The 13,013-nt window shown below is 30.7% G+C and carries 9 protein-coding genes and 2 tRNA genes; 6 read left to right on the plus strand and 5 right to left on the minus strand.

Features of this window, described 5'->3' with window-relative positions; translation table 11 throughout:
* Window positions 1-48 precede the first annotated feature (48 nt).
* Window positions 49-1,320, minus strand: coding sequence for a serine--tRNA ligase (gene serS, locus BMY86_RS11795; RefSeq protein ID WP_091469659.1), 1,272 nt, complete (start codon window positions 1,318-1,320; stop codon window positions 49-51).
* A gap of 170 nt (window positions 1,321-1,490) precedes the next feature.
* Between serS and BMY86_RS11800 the strand changes: the two genes are divergently transcribed.
* From BMY86_RS11800 to BMY86_RS11815, 4 genes are all read left to right on the plus strand, one after another.
* Window positions 1,491-3,410: a M1 family metallopeptidase gene (locus tag BMY86_RS11800; protein ID WP_091469663.1), complete on the plus strand. Its 1,920-nt coding sequence runs from the start codon at window positions 1,491-1,493 to the stop codon at window positions 3,408-3,410.
* A gap of 73 nt (window positions 3,411-3,483) precedes the next feature.
* A complete protein-coding gene (locus tag BMY86_RS11805; protein ID WP_091469666.1) occupies window positions 3,484-5,076 on the plus strand; it encodes a site-2 protease family protein in 1,593 nt (530 codons plus the stop codon).
* Between the two features lie 78 nt (window positions 5,077-5,154).
* A tRNA-Asn gene (locus tag BMY86_RS11810) sits at window positions 5,155-5,228 on the plus strand.
* A 35-nt stretch (window positions 5,229-5,263) separates the two neighbouring features.
* A tRNA-Asn gene (locus BMY86_RS11815) sits at window positions 5,264-5,337 on the plus strand.
* Between the two features lie 33 nt (window positions 5,338-5,370).
* Here BMY86_RS11815 and BMY86_RS11820 read toward each other — a convergent pair.
* The 3 genes from BMY86_RS11820 to BMY86_RS11830 form a co-directional block, all read right to left on the minus strand.
* Window positions 5,371-5,799, minus strand: coding sequence for a hypothetical protein (locus BMY86_RS11820; protein WP_091469668.1), 429 nt, complete (start codon window positions 5,797-5,799; stop codon window positions 5,371-5,373).
* Between the two features lie 102 nt (window positions 5,800-5,901).
* Window positions 5,902-7,062, minus strand: coding sequence for a hypothetical protein (locus BMY86_RS11825; protein ID WP_091469670.1), 1,161 nt, complete (start codon window positions 7,060-7,062; stop codon window positions 5,902-5,904).
* A gap of 150 nt (window positions 7,063-7,212) precedes the next feature.
* The gene (locus tag BMY86_RS11830; RefSeq protein WP_091469673.1) at window positions 7,213-10,011 is read right to left on the minus strand and encodes a TonB-dependent receptor; all 2,799 of its coding nucleotides are present in this window, start codon (window positions 10,009-10,011) and stop codon (window positions 7,213-7,215) included.
* Between the two features lie 185 nt (window positions 10,012-10,196).
* On the opposite strand from BMY86_RS11830, the gene BMY86_RS11835 reads away from it, so the two are divergent.
* Both BMY86_RS11835 and BMY86_RS11840 read left to right on the plus strand, forming a co-directional pair.
* Window positions 10,197-10,892 (plus strand): response regulator transcription factor, encoded by a 696-nt coding sequence (locus BMY86_RS11835; RefSeq protein ID WP_091469677.1) that lies wholly within the window; start codon window positions 10,197-10,199, stop codon window positions 10,890-10,892.
* Window positions 10,882-11,928, plus strand: coding sequence for a sensor histidine kinase (locus tag BMY86_RS11840; RefSeq protein WP_091469680.1), 1,047 nt, complete (start codon window positions 10,882-10,884; stop codon window positions 11,926-11,928). The genes BMY86_RS11835 and BMY86_RS11840 overlap by 11 nt, the downstream gene beginning before the upstream one ends.
* Here the strand turns inward: BMY86_RS11840 and BMY86_RS11845 are convergent.
* Window positions 11,902-12,963, minus strand: coding sequence for a glycosyltransferase (locus BMY86_RS11845; protein ID WP_091469683.1), 1,062 nt, complete (start codon window positions 12,961-12,963; stop codon window positions 11,902-11,904). The two genes, BMY86_RS11840 and BMY86_RS11845, sit on opposite strands and share 27 nt — an antisense overlap.
* Window positions 12,964-13,013: the final 50 nt, after the last annotated feature.

Consider the following 13,013-nt stretch of genomic DNA (forward strand, 5'->3'; position numbering starts at 1 on the left):
AGATTCAGAAACAACACTTCAACAAGCTCAGTGTGACACAATACAATATTAGTCAATAATATCAAATCCAGTATATCTTCTTAATACTTCCGGAATTACGATTCCTTCAGGTGTTTGATAATTTTCTAAAATTCCAGCTAATACACGAGGTAAAGCTAATGAACTTCCGTTTAACGTGTGTGCTAATTGGTTTTTACCATTCGCATCTTTATATCTTAATTTTAATCGGTTCGCTTGGAATGTTTCAAAATTAGAAACCGAAGAAATTTCTAACCAACGATCTTGTGCTGTTGAAAACACCTCGAAATCATACGTTAAAGCAGAAGCAAAACTCATATCGCCACCACATAAACGTAAAATTCTATAAGGTAATTTTAATTCTTGTAAAATTCCTTTCACGTGTTCTACCATTCCATCTAATGCTGCATAAGAATTTTCAGGTTTTTCAACACGTACAATTTCTACTTTATCGAATTGGTGTAAACGATTCAATCCACGAACGTGTGCGCCATATGAACCTGCTTCTCTACGGAAACAAGGTGTATAACCTGTACATAAAATTGGCAAATCGCTTTCTGCTACTAAATCGTCTCTGAATAAATTCGTTACCGGAACTTCTGCAGTTGGAATTAAATATAAATCGTCCATTCCAACATGGTACATTTGACCTTCTTTATCTGGTAATTGTCCTGTTCCAAATCCTGATGCTTCATTTACTAAATGTGGCACTTGATATTCTTTGTAACCTGCATCTGTATTCTTGTCTAAGAAATAAGAGATTAAAGCACGTTGTAATTTGGCACCTTTTCCTTTGTAAACTGGGAAACCTGCACCTGTAATTTTAACTCCTAATTCGAAATCGATGATGTCGTATTTTTTGGCTAATTCCCAATGCGGTAAAGCCCCTTCGTGTAACACTGGAATATCACCTTCTTGGAAAACGTTTAAATTTTCTTCCGGTGTTTTTCCAACAGGAACGATATCAGCTGGTAAGTTTGGTAATTTATATAATTCTTCTTGTAATTGAGAAGCGATAGTATTAATAGCTTCATTCAATTCTTTCGATTTTTCTCTAATTTGAGTGGTTTTTTCCTTTAAGATTTCAGCTTTGGCTTTTTCGCCACTTTTCATTAATTCGCCAATATTTTTGGATAATTTATTAGATTCTGCTAAAAGATTGTCTAATTCGGCTTGTGTGTTTCTACGTTTTTCGTCTAATTCCACAACAAGCTCCACAATTGTAGTAGCTTCGAAGTTTTTCTTCGCTAAACGAGCGATAACTTCTTCTTTGTTTTCTCTAATAAAATTTACTTGTAACATGTTTGTTTAATTTTGGATAGCAAATGTATGAAATTGTAGTAAAATAGTAATGAAATTATAGAAACAATTGCTAATTTGACAAGATTATTGTGTTATATTTTAATTATATTTAATATTTTTTGTTATTTTTGTGAAACCTATTAAAAAACCTAACAAATAACCATAAAATAATGAAAAAAATTACCCAAATCTTTTTCGTTTTAGCTACAACATTCTGTTTTTCACAATCTGACGATTCGGATTTTAATAAGATGGTTGAATCTGAAATGAAAGCTGCAAAATCTACATTAGAAGTTCAGGTTAATCCGAATACCTTAAATTATGATGTAACCTATCATGAATTACGAGTTACTATCAATCCGGCTGCTTCTACAATAAGCGGAGTAGTAACAACAACTTTTACAGCTTTATCAAATATGAATACCATAGTATTTGATATGGCAACTGTTTTAAATGTAAGCTCAGTTACGATGAATAGTACGAGTTTAACTTTTTCAAAAGCAAGTAACCAACTTACTATTAATTTTCCAACAACAATAACAACCGGTACAAGTGCTTCGGTAGTCATTACTTATTCAGGAACACCACCAAATGTAGATGGGGAATTTTCAAGAACAACTCATAGTGGAACACCAGTATTATGGACGTTATCTGAGCCATTTGGAGCAAGAAGCTGGTGGCCTTGTAAGCAAGATTTAAATGACAAAGCCAATAGTATTGATGTTTACATTACTGCGCCTTCTCAATACAATTCGGTTGCAAATGGGATGGAACAAAGTAGAGTTATTAATGGCGCAAATGCTACAACCCATTTCAAACATAATTATCCAATTGCTGCCTATTTAGTAGCGATTGCTGTTACGAATTACGAAGTTTTTAATCAACAAGGAGGTTTAGGAACTTTAGCTAGTCCTTATTTCCCAATTGTTAACTATTTATACCCAGAAGAATCAGCATCTTCTCAAGCAAGTTTAGCTGTGACTCCTGATATTATTAACTTTTTTGAAACTAAAATAGGTCCTTATCCATTTAGAAATGAAAAATATGGACATGCAAGAGCAGGTTTAAGTGGAGGAATGGAGCATACAACGGTTTCTTTTATGAATAGTTGGAGTAGAAGTTTAATTGCTCATGAAATGGCTCATCAATGGTTTGGAGATAAAATTACTTGTGGTAGTTGGAAAGATATATGGTTAAATGAAGGATTGACTGAATATATGGCTGGCTTAGTTGTTGAAAATTTTGATGGTTCTGCAAGTTTTGTAAATTGGAAAAACTCTAAAATAACGAATATTACATCTCAACTTGGTGGAGCTACTTATTTAACAGATGCTGAAGCTTTAAATGTTGGTAGAATATTTAGTTCGAGATTGTCCTATAACAAAGGTTCAATGATTGCGCACATGTTGCGTTGGAAATTAGGAGATGTAGCGTTTTTTAATGCTTTAAATACTTATTTAACGGATCCTGCATTAGCGTATGGTTATGCGGTAACAGCTAATTTTAAATCGCACTTAGAAACAGCTTACGGAAATAGTTTAACTGAGTTTTTTAATGATTGGTTGTATAATCAAGGATATCCTACTTATGATATTGTAGCTCAAAATTGGGGTGCTGGTCAAGCTAAGTTAACTGTTAATCAAACGCAATCACATGCTAGTGTTTCTTTTTTTGAAATGCCTTTAGAGATAAGATTAACAGGGAGTGGTGGTCAAATACATGATGTGGTTGTTGACAATACTTTTAGTGGAGAAGAATTTATTGTTTCTTGTCCTTTTCCTGTAACTGGTGTGATTTTTGATCCTAATAAACATATCGTTTCATTAAATAATACGGTTACTTTAGGAAATGAATCTTTTGATATAAATAGTTTGGTTTCTGTGTATCCAGTGCCAACAGCAGATTTGTTGAATATTCAATTGCCGACTAATTTCACTTTAGAAAGAGTTGAGATATTAAATAATTTAGGACAATTGATTTCTTCTCACGAATCGAATCAAATAAATGTTTCGCATTTATCAAGTGGCATACATTTTGTTAAAATTATTACTTCCGAAGGAACGATTCACAAAAATTTCATAAAAAAATAGTCAAACTCTAAAATAATAATGAAAAGTAAGGTGAAAACCTTACTTTTGCTTTTTATAAACAAATCAAATAACAATGATTCAAGTAGCACAAATACTTTTTATATTATCAGTTTTAGTAATTCTTCACGAATTTGGTCATTACATCACAGCCAAAATGTTTAAAATGAGAGTAGAAAAATTCTACTTATTTATGGATGCAGGTTTTGCTTTAATTAAGAAAAAAATAGGTGAAACAGAATGGGGAATCGGTTGGTTGCCATTAGGAGGTTATGTGAAAATTTCTGGTATGATAGACGAAAGTATGGATACGGAACAAATGGAATCTGAACCACAACCATGGGAGTTTCGTTCGAAACCTGCTTGGCAACGTTTAATCGTAATGTTAGGTGGAATTATTGTTAATGTATTATTGGCATGGTTGATTTATACTATTATGTTTTCAACGGTAGGTCAGAAATACATTTCTACAGAGAAAATTCAAGAAAACGGATTGGCTTTTGGAGAAGTTGGACAAAGTGTTGGGTTTAAAAACGGAGATAAAATCGTTTCTATTGATGGAAAATTACAACCTAAATTCAATTGGGCGGTTATTGATATCTTATTAAGCGATGAGGTTATTGTAAATAGAAACGGAAAAGAAGTAAAATTAAATCTTACAGACGAACAAAAAGGTGAAATTTTAGGAAGAGAAGGAAAAGGGTTTGTAAAAGCTCGATTCGAAATGAAAGATATTTTTGTTGATAGTATAGCTTCTAAAAAATCGCAGTTTAAAATAAAAGATGAAATTGTAGGAATTCAAAATCAGAAATTTACCTATTTCGATGAGTTTAAAGATTATTTACATGCGAATAAAAACAATCAAGTTGCTGTTTCAATTAAAAGAGATGCTAAAGATACAGTTGTAAATGTTTTAGTAGATAAAGAAGGTTCTATTGGATTAGAGAAAGACTTTTTTATAAACTCGCAATTAATGTTAAAAGACATTAAAGTGGGTGAAGTTGTTGAAGGTTCAAATGCTGAAAAAGGCAAATTACTTGCAAATGACATCATTCAAAAAGTGAATGGTAAAGAATTAACTTTTTACAATGAATTTAGAACTATCTTAAGTCAAAATAAAAATAAAGAAGTTGTTATTACAGTAAATCGAAATAATGCACCTTTAGATTTAAAAGTTTTAGTTAACGAAGAAGGAAAATTAGGTTTTACAACTAAGCCAGCTAAGGAAGCTACAAACGAATTTGAAATCAACAATAAACTTTCATTTGGTGATGCGGTTTCAGCTGCGGTAAACGAATCGTACCAATTATTAGTATATAATGTAAAGCAATTCAAATTAATCTTAAAACCAGCAACAGGTGCTTATAAACAAGTTCAAAGTCCGATTGGTATTGCAAGACGCTTACCTTCATTTTGGGATTGGGAATTCATTTGGAATTTCACTGCATTATTTTCAATTGGTTTAGCTTTTATGAATTTATTACCAATTCCAGGTTTAGATGGTGGTCATGCTTTATTTACAATTGTAGAAATGATTACAGGCAAGAAATTATCGAATAAAGCAGCAGGTTATGTACAAACTGCAGGTATGATTTTCTTACTTTCATTGATGGCATTAACCTTTGGTAAAGACATTTATCAGTTAATTATAGATAAAATCGCAAATTAGAAGAAAAAAGTAGTAAAATATTTTTGCATATATAAAAATACAATTTATATTTGCACTCGCTAAAAAGATATAGCAACTTCCTCCTTAGCTCAGTTGGTTAGAGCATCTGACTGTTAATCAGAGGGTCCTTGGTTCGAGCCCAAGAGGGGGAGCAACTTTTTAGCAAAATAATAACCCAAGAGGTGATTCCTCCTTAGCTCAGTTGGTTAGAGCATCTGACTGTTAATCAGAGGGTCCTTGGTTCGAGCCCAAGAGGGGGAGCAAAAAGCCCGATACGCAAGTATCGGGCTTTTTTTATTGCTTTTCTTTTCCTTCTAAATAAGATAAACCTTTGAGGTTTTTAGTTGTGTATAATCCGACAATATTTTTTTCTTTACACACTTCAGTATTTTTATCTAACATAAAACAATTTACTAATGGATTAAAACCAGTTAATGGATTTTCATTTTTGGAAAAATCTGGAAAATTAATTAATGTAAAATGGTATGATTTATTTATTTCTACTTTGGAGTTATATTTGTTTGGCTCTTTCTTTGAAATTATTTTATACGTTAGCTTATTCTTTGTGCAATAGACGAAATAAAATGCGTTTAAAGAATCAATTTTGGTTATCGTATAAGTATCTGAAGGTTCTATGGTTTCTTTTGTGTATTGAGGCTTATTTAAAGTCTTGCAGTTGTAAAATAATACTATAATACTACTTAATACTAAAAAGTTTTTCATGAATTATCTATTAATCTATCACATCAAATATACTGAAATATAAAAAGTATAAAACAAAAAAACCGACTAATTAGCCGGCTTTTTATTTTTATGAAAAGTGTATTATTGTACTAAATTCACACCATTAACTTTTGACCAAGTTCCAGAGTTTATTACTGCTCCTGTAGCTGTAGTACTTGTAGTTAATTGCCCTGAAGGGAAAGAAGATGTAAATGAAGAACTTCCCGTACCCACTTGAGTAGTTCCTCCAACAATTTTAACGTTTGTTAATTTAATTTTAGAACCATTTACTTGATCAGTGTTTGTAGCTGCATCTTGAATTCTAACTGCTACTGCATTAGTATCTGTGTATCCTTCAATTAAGATGTTGCTGAAATCACCATTACCTTGTTTTTTAAATTGGATTGCATCGTATTCAACAGAAGCATTTTCAGTTAAAGTTCCAGCTTCTCTTTTTAAAGTAATGTTAGTAATTACTGGCCAGAAGTTGTTGTTGTAACTTTTAGCTTCAACTTCCATTCCGAAGTTTCCAGTTCCTGTTTGGTAAGCATACCAGTTTGTGTTGTTTTGACCTCTCCAACCATCTTGCCAGTCGAAAGCATCATCATAATTTCCGTAAGAAACGATGTTAGAAGCACTTACAGTTCCTCCGTAAAATTCGAAACCATCATCTGCACCTTTATAAGCTACTAAGTTTTCTAAAATTGTTCCAGAACCTACTGAATAGAATGAAAATCCATTCATTTCGCTTGTTCCATCAGTAATTTTTTTACCAGCATATTCTACTCTTACATTTCTTAAAGTACCACCATTGTGTAAAGCATTAGTACCACCATAAGGAATTGCTAAACCATCTTCAGAAGTTGCTGTTGCAACACCACCTGAACCTACGATTGGAGCATCTCCATACATAATGATTCCTCCCCAAGATCCTGGGATTTGTGTTGTATGTGTAAATACTACTGGCTCAGCAGTTGTACCTTCAATGATTAATTTCCCACCATTTTCAACAACTAAAGCGTCAATTCCGTTAGAAACATCTGCAGTAATAGTTGAACCTGCTTCAATAGTTAAAGTAGCACCAGATTTTACTCTAACGATACCAACTAAAGTATAATTTCCGAACGCATAAGTTTTGTTCGTAACAATTTCACCTGTAATTTCTCCAGCAGCTGGAGTTCTTGTTGTAGCAGTTTCATCTTCTTCTGAACAACTTGTAAATAATAAGCTTAAAACTGATAAGCTAAAGAATAATTTTTTCATTGTGATTGTTTTTAATTTGTTGAGGCAAAGTTATTTGTAGCCTTTTATGTTAGGATTAAACTAATATTATTAAATATTTAAATGATAAATTGTTTTGTAAACTTATTGTAAACAAAAAATCCCGATTGCTCGGGATTTTATAGTTTGTTTTTAGAATGTATAGCCTATGTTTAAAGAGAATCCTACGCCTCTTTTGTAATCTTTCATAGTTAATGAAGGCTCATTAATTTGCGTTTTACTATTCTTTCCTAATTCTAATTGATAAGTTGGATTTAAGATATTATCTGCTGCAAATTTGATATCTATGTTTTTATACAATTTAGTATTCCAAACTAAATCTAATTTGTTAAATGGTTTTTCATAGATGTTATCTAAACCTGCTGTACCAATTGCATAAATTCTTTTTCCGTATACACCATATACTAAAGAAACAGTGTTTTTAATATCTTTTGATGCATCAAATTCATATTTTAAATCGGAATTGATTAACCAATTAGAAGCACCTTGTAAATCTCTTGAACTTGAATTTTCTAATAAGTTCGATTGAGTATCAATAGAAACTCTTGTTTTCATTAATGAACTATTAAATCCTAATGATAAGTTTTCTAATTGAGATGATAGTCTTTCAAATTGGAAAATAAATTCTAATTCTGCTCCGTATAAAACAGCTGATTTTGAATTATCAAACGAAGTTGTTTGTGCTCCACCAGTTGCAATAAAGATTCTTTCAATTGGTTTGCTTATACTTTTTCCAAATAATCCGATAGCAAACATATCTTTTTTGTCTGTAAACAATTCGTATTTTAAATCGATATTATAGTTTTTACTATCTTTTAATGTATTTGTCTTTTTAGTTAATGGATAGTTACCAATAATTGAAGATCCGTCTGGATTAACATAAGTAATAGGTAATAATTCCATTGTTGTAGGACGTGTAATAGTTTTAGAAGCAGCAAAACGTAAATTAGAATCATCGTTAATGATGTATTTTGTATTAACCGATGGTAAAACATCTAATCTTAAGTCGTTTTCTTTTAAATATGGAGCTGTAAAACTTGGTGAAGTTAAGCTTCTATATTTAATTTTTCTATCTGAATTTTCTACACGAACTCCAAAGTTAACTTCGAATTTACTTCCAAAATTCCAAAACATATTAGCATAACCTGCATTTACAAAATGATCTAATTTTACTTTATAATCTGGATTTGATTCTTCTTTGAATACAACATTTCCTAAAGCAACATCATTGGCAATTACTTCATTTACATCATTTAAATTAGTTGTAAATTGAGGTTGAGATCCTATTGGTGAACCTGCTAAAAATCTATATGTTGAGTATAAGTTGTTTCTAAAACCGTTATATCCAATCGATAATTTATTTGATTTACCGTTTTCGTTTTCACTGAATTTCCAGTTGTATTCAACTAATCCACTCATATAGTAGTTTCCTTTTACATCTAAATACTGACGGTTTAAGTTATTTCCACCATATGTCATTGTAATATCTGTATCATTTACTCTATTTCCTAAGATAGATTTTCTGTCTGGTTGACTGAAAGCAGTTTTTACATAAGAAACTCCAGCTTTAATAGTGTGCTTTTTGTTTTTTGTAATGTCGTAATTACCTAAAATCTGATTGTTAAAATAATCTGATTGTTCAAACTGATTAATTCTTAATAAACGATTTGGATTTGTAGAAGCATAACCAATTACACCTAATTGATCGTTGATTAAACTTTCTGTTGAACGTAAATAAAAGGAAGTTAAACCAATTGATCCTCTAGACGCTTTATATTTTAATCCAACTAATGCAGAAGATGCTGTTTGGTATTTGTATTCAGAATTGTATACGTTTTTAGTATATGCTCCGTCTCCAGCTTCAAAATATCTGTCAACACCTTTTCTAATTACGTATTTGTTTTCACCATTTAATGATAAAATGTAACTTAAATGTCCGCCACCTACTTTAAATTTCTCAGAATGTAATAATCCAACACTTGTATTCATTGGACTACCAACTTTGTCTACATTCCAAGAATTTTGTTTATGAGCATTTGCATATTCAGTAGAAGTCATGTTAACTGCTGAAGGAACATTTCCGAAAACTCCTGGTAATTCTCTGTCTTTCTTTAAAATTCCGAAGAATCCTTGATCTGAATTTGCGTTTTCCGACATTAAAAAGTCTTCACCATTATTTCCTGTTGTATATCCTAATCCAACACTTAATTTAGTTAAGCTTTTTTGAGCTTCTGATGTTTCAACATTAATAGTTGCTCCAGCAAAATCTCCAGAAATATTTGGATTAAATGTTTTGTAAACACTTAAAACTCCTACAATATCCGTTGGGAATAAATCTAAAGGAATGATTTTTTTAAACGGACTGTTTGAAGGGGCTTGTAATTCATTAACTAATAAAGTATTGTAACGATCTTCTAATCCTCTTACAAATAAACCTCTCGATTCAACTTTTGTAATACCTGTTACTTTAGTTAATCCTTCTTCAACATCACTAACACCTTTACGTGTCATTTCTTGAGCACCGATACTTTGTTTAATTTCAACTGCTTTTTGTTGCTCTTTTAATAAAACAGTTTCTTTAGTTTTGTTAGAAGTAGTTTTAATTAAAATTTCATCAATGTTTTTCGATTTTTCAATAAGTGTAATGTTTACTGTTAAAGGCTCATTTGCTTTTGCAGTAATCGTTCTTTCTTGAGTTGAAAATCCACCTAAAGAAAATTCTAATGTGTAATTTCCTGGTTCAATCTCCATTTCATAATTTCCTTCCGCATTCGTTTCCGTAAACAAGTTTGTTCCTTTTACACGAATTGACACTAAATTTATAGGTTCTTTCGAATTAAAATCAGTAACTTTACCATTAAGTTTCACGCTGTTTTGTGAAAATCCTAATACGGTAAATAAAAGACCAATAAATAATAATTTAATTTTCATTTGAAGTTGTGTTTATATTTTGGTGCAAAACTAGAAGTGATAAATTATTCAAATGTTAGTTCCGAGTTAATTATAAGTTGGGTTAAGGTTAATTTAAGGTTACCATATTAAATTATCGTTAAGCGGTTAAATCGTTTTGTTTTTGTAGTAACTTTGACCAGAATTGATTGAAATATCACTTAAAAATGAAGAAAAAAGACATTAAAATTTTGCTTGTAGACGACGAACCGGATATTTTGGAAATCGTTGGTTATAACCTAACACAAGCAGGATATCAGGTTTTTACTGCTACAAATGGTAAAGATGCTATTAAGCAAGCCCAAAAGCTTAATCCTCAATTAATTATCTTAGATGTTATGATGCCAGAAATGGACGGAATGGAAGCATGTGAGAAAATTAGAGAAATTCCTGAATTAAAAGATACAATCATTACTTTTTTAACGGCTAGAAGTGAAGAATATTCTCAAGTAGCAGGTTTTGATGTGGGTGCCGATGATTACATTGCTAAACCTATTAAACCAAAATTATTAGTTAGTAAAGTAAAAGGTTTACTACGTAGATTAAAAGAAGAAAGTGTTGAAGATACAGACACTATTACTGTAGGGAACTTACAAATTAATAGAGAAGAATATAAAGTAATCAAAGAAGGTCAATCAATAGTATTGCCAAGAAAAGAATTTGAATTATTATATTTGTTAGCCACTAAACCAAGTAAAGTTTTTACAAGAGCCGAAATTTTAGATAAAGTTTGGGGAAGTGAAGTTATCGTTGGTGGAAGAACCATCGATGTTCACATTAGAAAACTTCGTGAAAAAATTGATGACGATATTTTTAAAACGATTAAAGGTGTAGGTTATAAAATAGAATTTAATGGCGATTAATTTCAATAAATCATACAAATTTGCATTTATTTCTTCTTTTTACATTTCCATTTTTGTAATTGGAAGTTTATTAATGTATCATTTTTTTATTGAAAACATAAGTCTATTCGTAATTTTAATTTTTCCAATTACGTTATTCTTATTTAGCTTTTATCTAATACAGTATAGAGTAGAAAACTTCATCTACAAAAGAATCAAAAAATTGTATGATGAAGTTTCTATTTTAGACGCTACTTCTTTATCAAATAAAACGGTAACTACCGATATCACTACACTTACAAAAGATATTCGAAATTTTGCCAAAGAGAAAAAAATCGAAATAGAATCTTTAAACATCCGTGAAGAATACCGAAGAGAATTTTTAGGTAACATTTCTCATGAATTAAAAACACCTTTGTTTACGGTACAAGGTTATTTAGATACTTTAATAGATGGCGGTGCAATAAAAGACAAAACCTTACGTGTAAAATATATTGAGCGTGCATCTAAAGGTGTAGAACGATTAATTAGTATTGTCCAAGATTTAGACATGATTTCAAAATTTGAAGTGGGTGATTTAAATCTGGAAATGTCGAAATTTAACATCGTTTCCGAAATTCAAAATGTTTTTGATATGTTGGAAATGAAAGCAGATCAAAAGAATATCATTTTAATGTTCGACGAAAAATACAGTGCTCCAATTTATGTTGAAGCAGATAAAGAACGTATCCAACAAGTATTAACCAATTTGGTAATGAATTCCATTAAATATGGGAAAGAAAACGGTACTACTGAAGTTTCTTTAGAAAAAATCAATAAAAACAAGGTGTTAATCCGTATTCACGATAACGGAATTGGAATCGAAAAGCATAATTTATCTCGAATTTTTGAACGTTTTTATCGTATTAATAAAAGTGGTTCTAGAGAAGAAGGCGGTTCAGGTTTAGGATTGGCAATTGTTAAACATATTATTGAAGCACACAACGAAAAAATCTTCGTACAAAGTACTTACAAAGAAGGTTCAGAATTTTCATTTACGCTTAAAAACGCTAAATAAATTTTCCCAATCTTTTTCAAAACTATAGGTTCTAAATCCTGTATAAATATCTATTTTTTCTAGTTTATCTATTGTAAATTTATCTTGTTTACAACTCGGAACACTCCCTTCTTTTTTTAATTTTTTCGCTAAATATTCTTGTTCAAACTGACCTGGTGTAGGAATTAAAAAGGCTTTTGTTCCTAAAAAAGCTAAATCCATAAGGGATGAATATCCAGAGCGACAAATAATATAATTCGATTCTTGGATGGCGGTTTCTAATTCATCCGTTTCCATAAAATTGTAAATAATAAATTGGTTTTGAGTTGAAATTTTTTGTTCCGTTTCAACTAATCCTTTTACTAAAAGTATGGTTCCTTTATATGAAGCTAATTCTTCAATTAATTTGTTTTCAAGAAGCGTTCTTTGTGGTTCAGGTCCAGAAAGCACAATAATTAAATCGTACTTTTTAGTAACATTTTTCTTTTTTAATCGGGTTAACGGACCAATATATTTTAAATTGGTAAGTTTATTCGATTCATGACTCAATCTTCCACTTAAATTAACACCTTCTTTTACATCTGGAATCCAACATTCTTTATATTTTTTAATAAAATAATGATGAAATTTACTCGAAAACCAAGTCGTATTTCCTGATAAAACAGTAATTTGATGAGTAATATAAACCGAAGGAATTTTTGATGAATAAATTCCGGGTCTGTTATCAGAAATGATTCCAGAAATAGCATGACGCTTTATTATCTTGTTTAAAAGTTTCTTTTCTTTTCGAATAGAATAGAATAATTTAGGTAATTGTTTGAATATTTTAAATCTGAAATTTTCTTTTTCCTTCGCGTATTCTATGTTAAAAGTAGGTAACGATTCAAAAATATCGTTTGGAAATTCTCTTTTCAACAATTCTAAAGCCGCACCATCTGAAGCAATAACCGGAATATAGCCATTTTCTTTTAAGGCTAAAATTATCGGAATGCAACGTGAAGCATGACCTAAGCCCCAGTTTAGTGGAGCAATTAGAATTTTTGGGGCTGAATTCATAAATTAGAGTTGATTATTTCTTAATTTGTGTACAGAAAATAATCCGATTA

Source organism: Flavobacterium urocaniciphilum, assembly GCF_900110615.1.
GTDB classification, from domain to species: Bacteria; Bacteroidota; Bacteroidia; order Flavobacteriales; family Flavobacteriaceae; genus Flavobacterium; species Flavobacterium urocaniciphilum.